Genomic DNA, 17,484 nt, shown 5'->3' with positions numbered 1-17,484 from the left:
GCGAGAATGACTGGAACAACTGTCCACGGATAGCTCCGTTTATCAGAACGGGGCGCAGTGTAATGCCAGCGTCGGAAGCGGGTCAACCCATATGCGCCATGGATTAGTAGTCGGTCAGGAACCCGCCTTGTAGTTGGTTTCCTTGACGATGCGGGCCCAACGGGCCGCATCTTCGGCAATGGTGGTAGCAAATTGCTCCGGCGTGCTGCCGACCGCTTCGTAGTCGATCGCCGCCAGTTTCTCCTTCATCTCCGGCAGCGCGACGATGCGCGTCACCTCCTGGTTCAGCCGGTTGACGATCTCTTTGGGCGTCCCCGCTGGCGCCAGCAGGCCGGCCCACGAGTTGAACGCCATGCCGTCGAAGCCCGCCTCCTGCATGGTCGGCACCTGCGGCAGCGCCGGCGATCGTTTGGAGGCAAACACCGCCAGCGGCCGCAGCTTGCCCGCCTTGATCATCGCCATGGAGTTGAACGGATCGATGGTCATGTCGACCTCGCCTGACACCACCGCCTGCATCTGCGGGCCGGTGCCCTTGTACGAGGCGCTGACGACATCAGGGATGCCCGCATTCGCCTTGAAGCTCGCGCCGATCAGCTCGATCATGCTGCTGCCTGCCGACAGGCTCAGCGGCCGGGTCTTGGACTTGGCCAGCGCCACGAATTCCTGCACCGTCTTGGCGGGCACCGACGGGTGCACCACCATCACGAAGCCGATATTGCTGATCAGCGAGATCGGCGCAAAGCTCTTCAGCGGTTCATAGCCAGCCTTGTACAGCAGCGGGCTGAGCGTCTGCGCGCCGGCGGTGTTGAGCAGCAACGTGTAGCCGTCCGGCGCCGCGCGCGCAACGATATCGGTGCCGATGATGCCGTTGGCGCCAGGGCGGTTCTCCACCACCACCGACTGCTTCAGCGCCTCGCCCAGCTTCTGCGAGATCAGCCGCGCCACCACATCCGTGGCGCCACCAGGAGAAAACGGCACCACCATGCGGATCGGCTTGCTGGGATAGGTGTCGCTCCAGGCCAGCGTGGGCAGAGTGCCCAGCACGGCGGCACACAGCAGCACGCGGCGGCGCAGGTTGATGGTCATTGTGCTGTCTCCGGTTTGGCCGCCGCGCCGTTATGTCGCCGCGCCCCATTTATTCATGACGGTGAATCTGATTTTATCCTCATAAATTTCATCGTCAACCGAGGGTATGTACGGACGAGGTTCATGGCCGCTTCGGCGTGGTGCACAGCAAAGGCGGAGGCGATCGGCTGGCACATCACTGCAAAAACCGGGCCACCCATGGCCTGATTCAGCGGTATGCCTCAATCCGCTCCCTGCTTACCTGTTATCGCGCTGCACCAGAAAATGATCGCGCGTTGCGGGCATCCCCTCGTCTCTCCTTTTGCGACAACGCTATCCGGCCATGCCAGTGCGTTGGCGAAGGCCCATGACTGGTCCATCAGGTCTATGTGCGGTACCGCACATAGACGGTTCATGCGACACCGCGCCGCCCCTACAAATTAATAGCGATTGGTTTCCTGCGGGTCCGCTTTCAAGGCAGCAGCAGCCAACGCGTGAGGGCCACTTCAATCCTGACAGGAGCGGTCCGTTGGCGAAGTCAAACAAAACAACGCCACACAAGTTCATGGGGTGCAATTGCCTACGGTTGAGGGGAGAGATATGTTCAGCAAAAGTTGCAATGGCCCAGTCAAGCCTATCTTCATGGCTGCCATCCTGGCGGCAGCAATAGGTCTCACGCCGCGCGCACCGCAGGCACAAGTGGTAGATCCATTGGCCGGCCTGCGTTCGCTCAAAACCGTTACGGTTCCCGGTCCGCCTGCCGAAGTCCTGGACGAGTTCGTCAAGGACAAGGCGGCCGCCATCCAGCTCGGCAAGGCGCTGTTCTGGGACATGAAGGTAGGCAGCGACAACAAGACCTCTTGCGCAAGCTGCCACTTCCATGCCGGTGTCGACAACCGCATCACGAACCAGCTCTCTCCAGGTTCAGGTCTGCCGGGCACCGATAGAACCTTCCAGCTGGGCGGGCCAAACTACACCTTCAAGCCGGAAGACTTTGGGTTCACCAAGCATGTGCAGGTGAACCAAGCGCAGCCGCAACTTTCGAACGTCAACGAGGTTTCCGGCTCGCAGGGGGTATTCACGGCCAACTTCATTGAATTCGGAACGGGCAGCTCGGGCGATGTCTGCGCCAATGTTTCCGACGACATCTTCCACGGCGGCACGGGATTCAACATCAACGGCGTCAACACGCGGCAGGTGACCGGACGCAATACCCCCTCGGTCATCAATGCGGTATTCAATTTCCGCAACTTCTGGGATGGGCGCGCCAACAACATATACAACGGCGGCGACCCCTTTGGCATGCGCAATCCGGAAGCCCTGGTGTGGAAGAATGAAGGCGGCGTGCTGAGGCAAGCCAAGTTGGCCATTCCAGGCGCCTCCCTGGCGTCGCAAGGTGACGGCCCTCCCCTGAGTTCGGTCGAAATGAGTTGCAATGGACGGTCATTCATGAAACTCGGCAAGAAGCTGCTTGGCCAGCGGCCGTTGGCCGGCCAGGCCATCGCGGCCGACGACAGCGTACTTGGCCCGCTGGTGTTACTACGCAGCAAGGATCAGGTGCCGACCTACTCTGAGATGGTCAAGAAGGCATTCCGCTCCCAGTATTGGAGCTCGCCGACGCTGCTGAAAATGTCGGCTGCGGATGAGGCGAAATTCGCCTCGATGGATTTGATGCCCGCCCGCCAGTTCAAGCGCAGTACCGGGAAATTCGAGGTGAGCCAGATGGAAGCCAACTTCGCGCTCTTCTTCGGCCTCGCCGTTCATCTTTACGAGTCCACCCTGATTGCCAACGACACGCCCGTGGACCGCTACCTCGAGGGCCAGACCGGAGCCCTGAATGAGCAGCAGTTGCGTGGCGCCAGAGTCTTCACCGGGGCCGGGCGTTGCGCCTTCTGTCACTCGGGTCCTGAATTCACTGCCGCCTCATTTTCCAGCGTGACCAGGCAGCGGCTCAGGCGGATGCCGATGGGAAATGGACTGGAAGCTGTCTATGACAGCGGCTTCTACAACATCGGCGTGCAACCGACCGCAGAGGATCTCGGCGTAGGCGGTATTGACCCGTTCGGCAATCCGCTTTCCGAAACGCGGATGGCGCAACAGGGTAAGACCCATTTGCTGGGCAACGGCTTTGATACCACCAAGGAGACGGCAGTCGGCCCTAGCGAGCGTGTGGCTGTTGACGGTGCCTTCAAGACACCAGGTCTGCGCAATCTGGAGTTTACCGGCCCGTATTTCCATAACGGCGGCAAATCTACCCTGATGCAGGTGGTCGACTTCTATAACCGCGGCGGCGATTTTGCGGACGTCAACACGGCTAACCTGGACCGGGGCATCAGGCCGCTCGGCTTGACAGAGTCGGACAAGCAAGACTTGGTGGCTTTTCTGCTTGCCCTGAGTGATGACCGCGTGCGCTATCGCAAAGCGCCGTTCGATCATCCCTCGCTGTGCTTCCCCCAAGGGCATAAGGTCAGCAATACCGGGGCCTTGCTGCAGGACGGAAGCACCGGGAACGGCGTGGACAACACGGAATGCATAGGCGCGGTCGGTGCGGGCGGCGCGAGCAGCGGCCTCAAGCCGTTCCTCAACATCGATCCCTTCCAACGCTAGTGGGTGGGCTGATGGCGTGGGGCCATCCCGTTCGGGGGGCGGGATGGACTGCTGTCAAACGGACGCTGACGCGTCATCAGCGCGGAACGGGGATCACCAAGGCGGCGCCGTCGACACGGCCTGCTCGGCTCGCCGGTCCGGATTTGTAGCCCGGCGCCGCCGATCTGGGGGCGCCAGCCGATCTGAAAAATCCCGGGGCCGGAGATTGTTGCTGAACGTTGTTGGAAAAATTCTCTTAATTTCCCGCACGACAATCTCTCAAGACAATAATCGGCACAATTTGCACAGCTTGAACGGCGACATTTTCAATGAAAATATATGTCGCCAGTGATTATCGATTTTACAGGCTGGGCTACCGATTCTGGCCACCGACTCAATCACGACCCCACTCCCGCCACAACAAGAACCGTGCATCGCCATTATCGGACGACAACAGATTTTTTCCGATAATTTCTATATACCCCATCCCCCATCTCGCCAGCATCACAGCACCAGAATAATCAAATAGATTGATTTTTCATTTACTTTCCGGATAGCATGCCGGGCGCGCCGCGGAAGCCGCATCGATGCTTCTGCTGCGCTCGCATTGCCCCTCCCGGCGGCAAATGCCGGCCGGCCCGGAACAAATGACAAAGGTGGAAACATCCACCCGCATAAACAGGAGACGTTAATGGCACCTTTGCTGTTCAAGGTGGAAGACCGTCCGCCGCGCATCACTACCGTGCTGCTGGCGCTTCAGCATTTGCTTGCCGCCCTCGGCGGCATTATTGCGGTGCCGCTGGTGATCGGCGGGGCATTAAAACTGCCGACCGCGGAGATCATTGCCCTGGTGAATGCCGCGCTGATCGGCTCGGGCGTGGTGACCATTATTCAATGCAAGGGCGTGGGGCCGGTCGGCATCCGCCTGCCGTGCGTGATGGGCACCAGCTTTTCCTTCGTCGGCGCTGCCATCAGCGTTGGCGCCGAACACGGCGTGGCGGGCATCCTGGGTTCGGCGCTGGCCGGCTCGCTGCTGATGATCGTTGGCAGCCATTTCATGCCGACCATCCGCAAGCTCTTCCCCCATGCCGTCACCAGCGTGGTCGTCACCATGATCGGCCTGTCGCTGATCCCGGTTGCAGTGGACTGGGCCGCCGGTGGCCGCGGCAGCCCGCAGTACGGCGCGGTCGGCAACCTGGCGATCGCGGCTTTCGTGCTGGCGCTGGTGATCGCGATGGTGCAGTGGGGCAAGGGCATGATCTCGGCCTCGGCCATCGTGATCGGCATCCTGGGCGGCTATCTGCTTTGCCTGGCGCTGGGGCTGGTCGATTTCACGCAGATGCGCAATGCGCCGGTGCTGGCGCTGCCGCAGCCGCTGCATTTCGGGTTGACGTTCCCGGTGTCGGGCATCGTTGCCATGGCGATTGCCTACCTGGTGACGACGGTGGAATCCACCGGCACCTTCATGGCACTGGGCTCGGCCACGCAGACGCCGATCACGGGCAACAAGCTGTCGCGCGGCATCCTGTGCGACGGCTTCGGCTCCGCCTTTGCCGCGCTGATTTCGAGCCCGCCGCTGTCGACCTTCGCACAGAACGTCGGCGTGGTGTCGCTGACCGGCGTCGCCAGCCGCCACGTGGTGGCGCTGACCGGCGTGATGCTGCTGCTGGCCGGGCTGTTCCCGGTGCTGGGCGCGCTGGTGGTGACGATTCCGCAGCCGGTACTCGGCGGCGCCGGCCTGATGATGTTCGCGATGATCGTCTCGGGCGGCATCAACATGCTGAGCCGGATCGAGTTCACGCAGCGCAATACGCTGATCGTGGCCGTATCGATCGGCTGCGGCCTGGCGGTGACCTTCCGCCCGGAACTGCTGTCGAAGCTGCCGCTGTTCGTGCAGGAAGTATTCGGCTCGGGCATCTCGGTGGGATCGCTGGTGGCGGTGACGCTGAACCTGGTGCTGCCGGGCGGCAAGGCTGAACATGCCGAGGAGCCCCAGCACGACGAAGTGGCGCAGCCTTCCGGCGAACTGGCCTGAACGCATCCGCGGTGCCGACGCTGGCGGGCGAGCCCTGGCAGCATGACGCACGGATTGACCCGGCGCGGCTGCATTGCGCGCACTCCACCGCGCTACTGCTGGAGTTGATCCGCAATGCCGGCATGATCAGCTACTGCCCGCGGCCGCTGCTGCTGACCGAGCCGATGCGTGGCTGGGTCCACGCCATTGCCCTGGCCGAGCAGTTCGAAACCAGCCGGCTCGGCATCATCACGCGCCACAACGCGGTGCGCAATCCCGCGGCGCAGTGCTTCACCGATTGCCTGCTGCAGGAGATCCGGCGCCGCGCGCGCTCGGCGGCGCAGAAGGACAGCGAGTTGTTCGACGAGCTGGAAGTTCTGTTCTGAGCGCCGGGCCTCGCGGCAGGGAGGCGGGGTATGGCCGGATCCGTGCGATACACGCATCCGGCCCGCGTGGCCCTCGCTGCGGCTTCAATCCAGCGTGATGTTCGCCTTCCTGATCACCTCGGCCCAGCGCCGGGTCTCGACGCGCACCAGCGCGGCATATTCGGCGCTGGTGCCGGACATCGGGATGGCCCCCTGGGCGGCAAGGCCGTCGGCAGTTTTCTTCTCTTTCGCGATCCTGTTGATCTCGAGCGAGAGCCGGTCGACGATCGGCTTGGGCGTTCCCGCCGGCGCCAGCACTCCAGACCAGGAGTCGACCACGAAGTCAGGGATGCCGGCCTCTGCCATGGTGGGAACGTCCGGCAGCGAGGCCACCCGTTGCGAGCTCGCAACCGCAAGGGCGCGCATCTTCCCGCCCTGGATGTGCGGCAGGACGTTCGGCAGGTTGACGAACATCAGGTCGATCTGGCCCGACATGAGGTCGACTGCCGCCGGGCCCGCGCCCTTGAAGGGCACATGTTCGAAGCTGGTGCCGGTCTTGTGCTGGAACAGCTCGCCGACCATCTGATTGACGCTGCCGTTGCCTGCCGAGCCCATGAACAGCGGCTTGCCGCCGGATTTTGCATAGGCGACGAACTCCTTGACGGTCTTCGCCGGTACCTTGTTCGAGACCACCAGCACGTTCGGCACGGCCGCGAACAGCGCCACCTGCACAAAGTCCTTGCTTGCGTCGTACGGCAGCCTCTTGTAGATCAGCGGATGGATGGACTGGTGGCCGGAAGACGCGAGCAGCAGCGTATAGCCGTCAGGCGGCGACTTGGCGACCAGGTCCGCACCCAGCGTGCCGCCCGCACCGGGCTTGTTCTCCACGATGACCTGCTGGCCCAGCGTCTCGGACAGGCGCTGCGCCAGCACGCGGCCGACGAGGTTGACGGTGCCTCCGGCCGGGAACGGAACGATGAGGCGGATCGGCTTGTCCGGATACGCGGCGGACGCGCCGGTGGCAACACAAGCCGTTGTTACGGCAGCGATCAGCAACTTGGCGATGAGCTTCATGGTGCTTGGGCAGGAAGAGGATGGATGGATCACGCCGCCGCCAGGGCGGCAATATCGCGCTTCATCTGGTCGTGCGCCGCGTCGAGGCGCAGCCGCGTCGACGTCACGGCAGCCAGCACGGTTTCAAGATGAGCGCGTTGGCGCTCGATGGCAAGGATCACCTCCGCTGGCGCCGGCCCGCCATTACGCCGCGCGTTGACGCTCTCGACGGGGTCCAGGTACTGGCGCAGCTTGGCCTCGGGCCATTCGATGGCCCGGCCAATCACGTCCACCGCCGCGCGGTCGAGCATGGCGCTGGTCACCTCGCCGGCCGACTGGCCGGCATCTAGCGCGATGCGCACCAGTCCGCCCACGACGTGGTGAGCGTCGCGGAACGACAGTCCCGCCTCGGCCACGAGCCCGTCGGCCAAGTCCGTCGCCACTGAGAAGTCGAAGCTGACCCGCTGCAGCATGGATTGCCGCTTCGGCTCCACGCTGCCGACGACCAGCTTGAACAGCGCGAGGCAGCGCGCCGTTTCCTCGGCGCACTCCCAGAAGCTGCGGATGCTCTCGCGGCTGCTGTCGCCGGTGTGCGTGAAGTGGGTGCCTTTGACTGCCATCAGCGCGGTCGTCAACAGGCCGACGGCGTGGGCACTCTTGCCGCGCAGGTACTCGAGCACGGCGGGATTTTTCTTCTGCGGCATGATGCTCGAGGTGCTCGCCACGCGGTCCGGAAAGGACAGCAGGCTGAACTCCGGCGTGGACCACACGTAGAAGTCCTGCGCCACGCGACCCCACGTCAGCGCGACAATGGCCATAGCGGACATGGCCTCCCACGCGAAGTCGCGCGACGCCACCGCATCCAGCGTGTTGTGCACCAGCGAGCCGAAGCCCAGCCCGGCCGCGGTGACGCCCCTGTCGATCGGGAAGCGCGTGCCGGCGAGCGCGCCCGCGCCCAGTGGCATGGCGTCGATCCGCGCCAGGGCCGCATACAGCCGGTCCATGTCCCGGCCCAGCGTCTCGGCGACGGCGCTCAGGTAAAAACCGAAGGTGATTGGCTGCGCGGGCTGCAGGTGCGTGTAGCCAGGCATGACGGCGTCGGCAAACTCGCTGGCCCGTTGCAGCGCCACCTTGCGTACGCTGCCCAGCGCCTCGATCGTATCGAGCACGATGCTGCGGGAACGCATCCGGTCGATGGTGGCCGCAATGTCGTTCCGGCTGCGCGCCATGTGCAGGCGACCGCCGATGTCCCGGCCACTGACTTCCATCAGCCGGGCTTCATAGTTGAAGTAAGGATCCTCGCGGGCCGGATCCAGCGTCACCGCGTCGGGCCCTTCGGCTTCCATCTGCCGGAGGCCGCTGGCCAGCTTCTGCGCAACTTCTGGCGCAACCAGGCCAGTCCTGTGCAGCATCAGCAGGTGCGCCTGATTCACCTCGGTGAGGTAGGCGAATTGTCTCGTGAAGTCACGCGCAAGGCGCGGACCGTAAATGTGCTCGCAGATTTCCTGGGCAAGCGGCTCGTTGAGCCGGCGGCTGACTTTCGATTCCATGGTGGTTGGTGCGTTGTGTGATGAACCAAGTATCGAAGGCGGCAACATACCGGTCAAATGACAGCTTCCGGTGGGCGCATGCATTTTTGATATGGGCACCTGGCAATGCCTGTACCATTGCCGGCATGAACTTCAAGCAGATTGAAACCTTCCGCACCGTCATGCTGACCGGCTCCATGACCGTCGCGGCGAAGCAGTTGCATACGTCGCAGCCGAACGTGAGCCGCGTCATCGGCAAGCTCGAAGCGGAGCTCGGCTTCGAGCTGTTCGACCGGCTGCCGGGGCGCGTGGTAGCGACAAAGGGCGCCGAGGCACTATTCAAGGAAGTGGAGCGCGCCTTCGTCGGACTGGACAGCCTGAGCGACTCGGCGCGTGCGATACGCGATGCCGGCGTCGGCACGCTGCGCGTGGCGGCCGCAGCATCGATATCGCTGAGCGTGCTGCCGCTGGCGGTCCGGCGATTCAGCGAAAAGTACCCGCAGGTGCGCATCGTCTGCGATACCAGCGAATCTCACGTGATCGCCAACTGGATTGCGACGCAGCACTGCGACATCGGCTTCGTCTCCAATATCTCCGACAAAGCGGGGGTAGTGGCGTCCGTCATCCATACCGAAAGCGCGGTGTGCGTCGTGCCGGCGCGTCACCGGCTGGCGAAGAAGAAGCGGCTCGTCCCGGAAGACCTCGCCGGGGAACGCTTCATTTCCTTGCCCGGCGGCAGTTCGTCACGGCACGCAATCGACGCCGTGTTCCGCGAGGGCGACCGCATCATGGCGCTCGAAACGCCCTTCGCCGCGACGATCTGCAGGATGGTCAGCGAAGGTCTCGGCGTGAGCCTGCTGAATCCCATCGTCAGCCGGACGATGAAGTTCCCGGGCGTGGTTGCCATCCCGTTCAAGCCCGACATCCCGTTCAGGAGCTATATGCTGCGCGCGCAGCTGGCGCCACGCGACACGCACGTCAACGACTTTGTCAGCTGCATGCGCGCAGCCTTCGATGCCGTGTGACGAGACGGCGGCGCCCTACTGACCGCCCACCGTCGCATCGACCCGATACACCGCCCCGCTGGTCGCCGAAGTCCCTGCATCAGACAGCACATACAGCGCCTGCGCGGCATCCACGCCAAAGGAATACACGTTGCCGGGGATCGTGACGTTCCAGTCGACCTGCTCGGCCGCGCCACCGTCGCGGAACACAAAGCTCAGGAGCTTGCCGGTGCACAGGTCCGAATAGAAGTAGCGGCCTTGCAGCGCAACCAGCCCATTGCCCCGGTACACATAGCCGCCGACGATGGCGCAGCCGCCGGCATCGTGGTTGTACTCGAACACCGGCAGCGTCAGCCCGGTCGTATCGCACGTGGCAGCGCCCACGCACGCGGTGCCTTCCATGCGATTCCAGCCGTAGTTCAGCCCGGCGCTGGTGGCCGCCGCGATGTCGACTTCCTCGCGCTGGTCCTGTCCCACATCCGCGATATACAACTGTCCGGCATCGAAGGTGAAGCGCCAGGGATTACGCAGTCCGTATGCCCAGATCTCGCCGCGCCTGCCGCCTTGGCCAGCAAACGGATTGCCGGCCGGAATGCCGTAGGGCTGCCCCGATGCGCCGCTGGCATCGATGCGCAGCACTTTGCCGAGCAGCACGCCCAGGTTCTGCGCATTGCCGGACGGATCGCCCCCACCCCCGCCATCACCTGTGCCGAGATAAAGCATGCCGTCCGGGCCAAATGCCAGCTGGCCGCCGTTGTGGTTCTGGAAGTTGCTATGCGGTATCGACAGCAACACCGTACCGGCCGTGTCGGCAACGTCAGGATTGCCCGTGGAAACCTGGTAGCGCGCAATGGTGATGGCGCCGTTGTTATCGGTGTAGTAGACGTAGAAGCGGCCGTTGCTGGCATAGGCCGGGTCGAATGCCATCGACAGCAGGCCGCGCTCACCGTCGGTGGTGGTCAGCGCATCGATATCGAGGAAGGGCGTGGCCAGCAGCGCGCCATTGCGCACGACACGGATGCGTCCGGCACGCTCCACGATGAACAGGCGCGCGTCGCCTGCGGGCGCGGTGAGATAGATTGGCTCGGCCAGCCCGCCAGCCACTTGCGTCAGCGACAGGCGCACCGACTGGGGCGAGCCATAGACGATGTTTGCGGTGGCGCCCGCGCCGGCGCCGACACTCACCGACTGGGCCGGTGGCTGCGGCTGGTATTGGCTGGTGCCGGCGAGTACAGCGGCGGCGCTGACGGTGTAGGTGCCGGTGGCGAGGCCGGACAGGGTTGTCGACTGGGCGGCAATCTGGCGGTATTCCCCCGGGCCAGTCACCGTGACCGCGGCCGGTGTGCCGGATGGCAGACCGGTTATCGTCAACGACAGCGTTCCCGGGCCGCTGCTGCCGCTACCGCCGGCGTTGCCGGAACTGCCGCCATCGCCGCCACCGCCGCTGCACGCCGCCAGGCCCAGGCAGCAGGCAAGAAACCATTGGCACAGCGAAGATCGTAGTGAGACTGACATGATGCGCTCCTGCCACCCCGGCGCCAGCTGCCACGCAAGAACCGCTCCATGGCGTGGCAACGTTTGCCTGCCTACCCTTTGCCGCCCCGCCATACCTGCAGCGGATCCCAGGCCGGCGCGGCGTCTTCGGGCTGCGGCAAGGCCTGCGCCTGCTCCATCATGGCCTCGGCCCGCGCCTGCAGCTTGTCCAGGCAGCGCGACAGCACGCGCGCCTCTTCGGCGCTCAGGCACGCCGCCAGTTCCCGGTTGAAGGCACGGGCCTGCGCAAAGGCGCGACGGTAGACCGCCTCCCCTTCCTCCGTCAGCGTGAACGCCGCGGCGCGCCGGTCCTGCGCACGCGCCTCGCGCCGCACCAGGCCGCGGTCGACCAGCGCGTGCACGGCGCGGCTGGCAAGCACCTTGTCGAGGCCAGCGCTTTGCGCCAGTTCGGTCAGCCGCGTGCCCGGCTGCTCGCCCAGGAAGGAAATCATGCGCCATTCGCGCCGGGTGACGCCAGCCCTGGCGCGCAGATGCAGCCCCGCGGCCCCCAGCGCGACGCGGTTCAAGTGATAGACCCGGTAGTTAATGAAATCGCCCAGCCGCCTGGGACGCTGCAGCCGGCTGCCGCCGTCGTCGTGTGCCATGCCACATCCGCGAATTAGTTGACTTTGTCAATTATATCGACGGGTGTTAGCGTGCCACCCATACCAAACGACAACCAAACCACAACCCGCACCGAGGAGACACCGTGAGCCCCCGCAACCGCATTTCCCGCCTTGCCGCCTGCCTGGCGGCCACTGCCACCGCCTTCACCGCCTGGGCGCTGCCCGCCGGCGCGCAGTCGGAACGCCCGCTGCGCATTCTGGTCGGCTACCCCGCCGGTGGCACCGCTGACCTGGCCGCGCGCCTGGTCGGCGACAAGCTGCGCGAGACGCTGAACCAGAACGTCGTGGTGGAAAACAAGCCAGGCGCCGGCGGCCGGCTGGTGATGGACTACGCGCGCACGCAGCCCGCCGACGGCCATACGCTGGTGGTGGCCAATTCGGCCGTGATGACGATCGCGCCGCTGGTCTACCGCAAGCTCAACTACGACATCCAGCGCGACTTTGTGCCGGTGGCACAGGCAGCCAACTTCCAGCTGGCGCTGGCCACCGGCCCCGGCAGCCCGGCGCGCTCGCTCAAGGATTACGTGGCGTGGCTCAAGGCAGGACCCCAGAACAACTCCTATGCCTCGCCGGCGCTGGGCAGCATCCCGCATTTCTTCGGGCTGATGGTCGGCAAGCAGGTCGGTGTGGAGATGCTGCATGTGCCGTTCAACGGCTCGGCGCCGCTGATGAGCGCGCTGGTTGGCGGACAGGTGCCGGCCTCGGTCGATACGCTGGCCGACCTGACCGAGATGCACCGCGCCGGCAAGGTGCGCGTGCTGGCCACTTCCGGCACGCAGCGCTCGGTGGCGCTGCCCGATGTGCCGACCTTCACCGAACTTGGCTACAAGGGCATCGAGGGCGAAGGCCGCTACGGCGTGCTGGCGCCTGCCGGCACGCCGCGGCCGGTGCTGGACAAGCTCAACGCCGCCATCGTCAAGGCAGTACAGTCGCCCGACGTGCGCGACAAGTTCCTGAAGCTTGGACTGGAACCGGCCACCGGCACGGCTGACGCGTTTGCCAGCCTGCTGAAGTCGGACACTGCCCGGTGGGCGCCGGTGGTGAAGGCCTCCGGCTATACCGGCGACTAAAGCCCATTGACGGAAACCAGCCGTAGCGAGCCACCATGCCGATCCGCAATACCCTGTTCATCATGTGCGACCAGTTGCGCCGCGACCACCTGGGCTGCTATGGGCATCCCACGCTGCGCACGCGCAATATCGACGCGCTGGCCAGGCGCGGCGTGCGCTTCGACCGCGCCTTCGTCACCTCCGGCGTTTGCGGCCCCAGCCGCATGAGCTTCTACACCGGCCGCTACGTCAGCAGCCACGGCGCCACCTGGAACCGTGTGCCGCTGTCGGTCGGAGAGGTCACGCTGGGTGAATACCTGAAAGACAGCGGCCGCGCGCTGGCGCTGGCGGGCAAGACCCACGTGATGCCAGACAGCGCCAACCTGAAGCGCCTGCACCTGGACGGCGGCACTGAACTGGAGACGTTGTTGCGCAGCGGCCATTTCACCGAGGTCGACCGCCACGACGGCCACCACGCCGAGCCGCGCAGCGCCTATGCCGACTGGCTGCGCCAGCAAGGCTATGACAGCGTCGACCCGTGGACGGACTACGTCATCAGCGCCGAGAACGCACAAGGCGAGGTCGTCTCCGGCTGGCACATGCGCAATGCCGGCCTGCCCGCCCGCGTGGCCGAGCCGCATTCCGAAACCGCCTACACCGTCGACCAGGCCATGCAGTACATCGGCGCGCGCGGCGACGAGCCGTGGGTGCTGCACCTGTCGCTGGTCAAGCCGCACTGGCCCTACCTCGCGCCTGCGCCTTATCACGCCGCGTACAAGCTCGACGACTGCCTGCCGCTGCGCCGCCACGCCGCCGAACTGGAAGACCCGCATCCGGTGCTGTCGGCGTATCGCACGCAGGAGGAATGCGCCAACTTCATGCGCCAGGAAGTGTCGGATGCGGTGCGTCCCGCCTACCAGGGGCTGATCCAGCAGATCGATGACCGCCTTGGCCTGCTGTGGGATCAACTGGAACGGCTGGGCCGCTGGCAGGACACGCTGATCGTCTTTACCGCCGACCATGGCGACTTCCTCGGCGACCACTGGCTGGGCGAGAAGGAGCAGTTCTACGACACCGTCCAGAACGTGCCGCTGATCGTCTACGACCCCTCGCCCGAAGCCGATGCCACCCGCGGCAGCGCGCAGCGGAACATGGTGTCGGCGGTCGACGTGGTACCGACGGTGCTCGATGCGCTGGGGCTGCCGCCGGCCGACCATCGCATCGAAGGCCGCTCGTTGCTGGACCTGACCCGCTCGCGCGATGCAGGGCAATGGCGCGATTTTGTCGTTTCCGAACTCGACTATGCTTACCGCGGCGCCCGGGTCGCGCTGGGCCGCCACCCGGGCGAATGCCGCGCCTGGATGGTGCGCGACGCGCGCTGGAAATATGTCCTCTGGCAAGGCTTCCGGCCGCAGCTGTTCGACCTTGAGAACGATCCGGACGAGTACTTCGACCTGGGCGCCGACCCCGGCCATGAAGCCGTGCGCAACGCCATGCGCCTGCGGCTGCTGGACTGGTTCTGCACGCTCAAGCCGCGCGTGACCGTGACCAACGAAGAGGTCGCGGCCAAGACCAACGTGTACAAGCAGGCCGGCGTGTTTTTCGGCGTGTGGTGAGCCAGGCGGGTACGGAACCTGCAGGCGCATGGGCGTCCGCATTCACCGCAACCCGCCATGAAACCTGTCACGCTGATTGGCGCCCCCACCGACGTCGGGGCCGGCACGCGCGGCTGCTCGATGGGCCCCGAGGCGCTGCGCGTCGCCGGCATTGCGCAGGCGCTCGCACGCAATAGCCTGCAGGTCGAAGACGCGGGCAACCTGAGCGGCCCCGCCAATCCGTGGCAGCCGCCGCAAGCGGGCATGCGCCACCTCGACGAAGTCGTGGCGTGGAACCGTGCCGTCCATGACGCGTGCCTGGGCGCGCTGAAGGGGGGCCGGCTGCCGCTGCTGATGGGCGGCGACCATTGCCTGGCGATCGGCTCGATCAGCGCCGCGGCGCGCCATTGCCGCGACACCGGCAAGACCCTGATGGTGCTGTGGCTTGACGCGCACGCCGACGCCAATATCGGCACCACCACGCCCACCGGCAACATGCACGGCATGCCGGTGGCCTGCCTGTGCGGGCACGGCCCCGCGCCGCTGACCACCCTGGCCGGCCCAGCGCCGGCGGTGAAGCGCAGCGCGATCCGGCAGATCGGTATCCGCAGCGTCGATGCAGAGGAAAAGCGCCGCTTGCACGAACTGCAGCTGGCGGTGTACGACATGCGCTATATCGACGAGAACGGCATGCGCCACACCATGCAACAGGCGCTGGCCGGCATTGGCGCGCAGACGCACCTGCACGTCAGCTTCGACGTGGATTTCCTTGACTGCGTGATTGCGCCCGGCGTGGGGACCACCGTGCCGGGCGGGCCGACCTACCGCGAGACCCAGCTCTGCATGGAAATGATCGCCGATACCGGCCGGCTGGCATCGCTCGACGTGATGGAACTGAACCCGGCCTGCGACGTGCGCAACCAGACCGGGCTACTGGCCGTGGACCTGGTGGAAAGCCTGTTCGGAAAATCGACGCTGTGGCGTCCGCCGCCCGCCTGAAAAAGTTGCACGGGATGCCTGTCGATACTGCAACGCCATGCCGCATGCGGCACCCGGACGCCCGCGAAGCGCGCGAACCAGCGCTGCCGCGGGCCGGCAGCCGGTGGCGTACCCCTTGCAATACCGGTAATCAGGCCCACCGTTCGGGCCGGCAACCGGAGCGATCATGAAGAACATCTGGATCCTGGTGGCGGACGAATCCGTCGCCCGCGTCTTTACCTCGCATGCAGACGCCGCCCCGCTGGCGGTGGTCGAAGAAATTACCGATGCCGCCGCGCACGCTGACCGCGCCGACCTGCGCCGCGACGCCTACGGCCGGCGTGGCCAGGCCGCCTCGCAGGGCGATGCCGGTCACCCCGGCGCGCACCAGGTCGGCCCGTCCACGGTTACGTCGTCCGCGGGCGAGGACGAGCTGCACCAGGAAGCGCAGCTGTTCGCGCACCGCGTCGCAGATTTCCTGGCGGACGCCCGCAACAAGCAGCGCTATGAAGAACTCGTGCTGATCGCGGCACCGCGCTTCCTGGGGCTGCTGCGCAAGACCTTGCCTGCTTCCGTCACCAACGTGGTGACCCGCGAGATCGGCAAGGACTTTATCCACGTGCCCAACAACGACCTGCAGCAACGGCTGGCCGATGAGGGCGTAGTGCGTGCGCGCCGGGACGAGCGCGTGAATACAGGAAGGGATCGCTGACGACTGGAAGCGCGCTGAAGCCAAGGTAGCGGCCGCCGCACTTGCGTGCGGGCGGCCGCGCGAGCATGCGGGCGTTTCAGCGCGCCGTGCCCGAGCCGCTGGTCGAGCCGCTGGAGCCGCTGGAGGTGCCGCCAGGGCTGGTGGTGCTGGTCGCGCCGGACGTGCCGGTCGAAGTGCTGGAACTCGGCGAGCCATAGCCGCTGCGGCTGCGTTGCTGTTCAGACACCGAGCCGGAACCCGACAGCGATCCCGATCCGCTGGTGCTGCCGGTCGCGGTGCAGCCAGCCAGGATGCCGAGCGAGGCAAGCAATGCAGTGCTGATGCGTAGCGTCGTTTTCATGTGGTCCTCCGTCTTGCAGGTTGCGGCCGGGCCTTGCATCGACGCAGGACCGGCCGGCGAGCGCGCTGGAATCGCCGCTGCGCTGCGTCATCACGCAACTGACGTACCAGTAGCCGGCGGCGATGCCAGCAATGGGCTGCCGTTGCCCACCCGGCGCCGGGAAAGGACCTGTCTGCGTGCTTGCTGCAGTAAGAAGTGCGCGGCGCGGGTAAAACTTACCGCGACTTACCGCGCTTACCGCAGGGCCGGGGCGTTGCGTAGTTCGGCGCTTACAGAAAAGCGGCCTAGCGCCTGATCGTCCATTTGTACGCGTAGCGGTCCGGGCGGAACAGCAGTTCGGCGCAGAGCAGCGGCGTGCCGTCGAAGTCGTACGGGGTGGAACGCAGCCGCAGCAGCGGCTCGCCCTCGGCTACGCCCAGGCGCCTGGCCACTTCAGCCGGCGCCGCAACGGCGGTTGCCTCCATCGTCGACTCCTTGAAGCGGTAGCCGAGCCGGCTTTCAAGCACGGACATCGCGTCATTGGTCTCCAGGTCTTCCTGCACCAGCCGGCGCATCAGCGGCTCGCGCCCAAGCAGCGTGAAATACGCCACCGGCGCATCGTCCCAGAAGCGCACGGTCGACACGCTCAACACCTTCTCCGCGGGTTCAAGGTCGAGCACGCTCGTCACGAACGCCGGGGCGCGCACCAGCTTGACCGACGCGAGCTTGCCGTAGGCCAGCTGGCCGCGCGCACGGGCGGTCTCGTAGAAGCCGGTCAGCGCACCAAGGCTCGGCGTGTCGGTCGGGCGCGTGACGAAGCTGCCCTTGCCGTTGACCTTCTCGATCAGCCCGGCATTGTGCAGGCCAGACAACGCCTGGCGCACGGTGATCCGGCTCACGGCGAATTCCGTCATCAGCTCGGCTTCTGACGGCAGCTTGGCGCCCGGACCCAGCTGGTTGCGGACGATCCGCTCCCGGATCTCGTTCTCGATTTCCTTGAATCTTGGCAGCGCCACGTTGTGTTCCGCCTGGCGGCGGCTCCGATGCGGGGATCAG

15 protein-coding genes are annotated in these 17,484 nt (G+C 65.5%); 8 read left to right on the top strand and 7 right to left on the bottom strand.

The window, feature by feature from the left end; translation table 11 throughout:
* Positions 1-114 precede the first annotated feature (114 nt).
* Positions 115-1,086 (bottom strand): Bug family tripartite tricarboxylate transporter substrate binding protein, encoded by a 972-nt coding sequence (locus tag ACIP1U_RS23080; protein ID WP_400319827.1) that lies wholly within the window; start codon positions 1,084-1,086, stop codon positions 115-117.
* Positions 1,087-1,707: 621 nt separating this feature from the next.
* Between ACIP1U_RS23080 and ACIP1U_RS23075 the strand changes: the two genes are divergently transcribed.
* The 3 genes from ACIP1U_RS23075 (at position 1,708) to ACIP1U_RS23065 (ending at position 6,051) form a co-directional block, all read left to right on the top strand.
* Positions 1,708-3,672: a cytochrome-c peroxidase gene (locus ACIP1U_RS23075; protein ID WP_400319825.1), complete on the top strand. Its 1,965-nt coding sequence runs from the start codon at positions 1,708-1,710 to the stop codon at positions 3,670-3,672.
* Between the two features lie 670 nt (positions 3,673-4,342).
* Positions 4,343-5,686, top strand: coding sequence for a nucleobase:cation symporter-2 family protein (locus ACIP1U_RS23070; RefSeq protein WP_400319821.1), 1,344 nt, complete (start codon positions 4,343-4,345; stop codon positions 5,684-5,686).
* A gap of 11 nt (positions 5,687-5,697) precedes the next feature.
* Complete coding sequence (locus tag ACIP1U_RS23065; RefSeq protein ID WP_400319820.1) at positions 5,698-6,051, top strand: LysR substrate-binding domain-containing protein; 354 nt, start codon at positions 5,698-5,700, stop codon at positions 6,049-6,051.
* An 84-nt stretch (positions 6,052-6,135) separates the two neighbouring features.
* On the opposite strand, the gene ACIP1U_RS23060 is transcribed toward ACIP1U_RS23065, so the two are convergent.
* Entirely contained in the window at positions 6,136-7,104 is a 969-nt protein-coding gene (locus tag ACIP1U_RS23060) for a Bug family tripartite tricarboxylate transporter substrate binding protein (RefSeq protein ID WP_400319818.1), read from the bottom strand.
* A gap of 29 nt (positions 7,105-7,133) precedes the next feature.
* Positions 7,134-8,633: an argininosuccinate lyase gene (gene argH, locus ACIP1U_RS23055; protein WP_400319908.1), complete on the bottom strand. Its 1,500-nt coding sequence runs from the start codon at positions 8,631-8,633 to the stop codon at positions 7,134-7,136.
* Positions 8,634-8,758: 125 nt separating this feature from the next.
* On the opposite strand from argH, the gene ACIP1U_RS23050 reads away from it, so the two are divergent.
* Positions 8,759-9,637 carry a LysR substrate-binding domain-containing protein gene (locus ACIP1U_RS23050; protein ID WP_400319817.1) on the top strand — a complete coding sequence of 293 codons (879 nt, stop codon included), beginning with the start codon at positions 8,759-8,761 and terminating at the stop codon, positions 9,635-9,637.
* Between the two features lie 15 nt (positions 9,638-9,652).
* Here ACIP1U_RS23050 and ACIP1U_RS23045 read toward each other — a convergent pair whose 3' ends face one another.
* Positions 9,653-11,131, bottom strand: coding sequence for a PQQ-dependent sugar dehydrogenase (locus ACIP1U_RS23045; protein WP_400319814.1), 1,479 nt, complete (start codon positions 11,129-11,131; stop codon positions 9,653-9,655).
* Positions 11,132-11,202: 71 nt separating this feature from the next.
* Positions 11,203-11,754, bottom strand: coding sequence for a MarR family winged helix-turn-helix transcriptional regulator (locus tag ACIP1U_RS23040; RefSeq protein WP_400319811.1), 552 nt, complete (start codon positions 11,752-11,754; stop codon positions 11,203-11,205).
* A 122-nt stretch (positions 11,755-11,876) separates the two neighbouring features.
* On the opposite strand from ACIP1U_RS23040, the gene ACIP1U_RS23035 reads away from it, so the two are divergent.
* From ACIP1U_RS23035 to ACIP1U_RS23020, 4 genes are all read left to right on the top strand, one after another.
* Positions 11,877-12,845 (top strand): Bug family tripartite tricarboxylate transporter substrate binding protein, encoded by a 969-nt coding sequence (locus tag ACIP1U_RS23035; protein WP_400319905.1) that lies wholly within the window; start codon positions 11,877-11,879, stop codon positions 12,843-12,845.
* Between the two features lie 35 nt (positions 12,846-12,880).
* Entirely contained in the window at positions 12,881-14,440 is a 1,560-nt protein-coding gene (locus ACIP1U_RS23030; RefSeq protein WP_400319808.1) for a sulfatase-like hydrolase/transferase, read from the top strand.
* Between the two features lie 57 nt (positions 14,441-14,497).
* Positions 14,498-15,418 (top strand): arginase, encoded by a 921-nt coding sequence (gene rocF, locus ACIP1U_RS23025; RefSeq protein WP_400319805.1) that lies wholly within the window; start codon positions 14,498-14,500, stop codon positions 15,416-15,418.
* Positions 15,419-15,584: 166 nt separating this feature from the next.
* Entirely contained in the window at positions 15,585-16,109 is a 525-nt protein-coding gene (locus tag ACIP1U_RS23020; RefSeq protein WP_400319802.1) for a host attachment protein, read from the top strand.
* 76 nt (positions 16,110-16,185) lie between these two features.
* Here the strand turns inward: ACIP1U_RS23020 and ACIP1U_RS23015 are convergent, their stop codons facing one another.
* A complete protein-coding gene (locus ACIP1U_RS23015) occupies positions 16,186-16,449 on the bottom strand; it encodes a hypothetical protein (protein WP_400319799.1) in 264 nt (87 codons plus the stop codon).
* Between the two features lie 284 nt (positions 16,450-16,733).
* Positions 16,734-17,444 carry a GntR family transcriptional regulator gene (locus tag ACIP1U_RS23010; RefSeq protein WP_400319796.1) on the bottom strand — a complete coding sequence of 237 codons (711 nt, stop codon included), beginning with the start codon at positions 17,442-17,444 and terminating at the stop codon, positions 16,734-16,736.
* Between the last annotated feature and the right edge of the window lie 40 nt (positions 17,445-17,484).

It is taken from the genome of Cupriavidus sp. NPDC089707 (assembly GCF_044748965.1).
GTDB lineage: Bacteria > Pseudomonadota > Gammaproteobacteria > Burkholderiales > Burkholderiaceae > Cupriavidus.
This window is presented reverse-complemented; position numbering and strand designations above follow the sequence as displayed.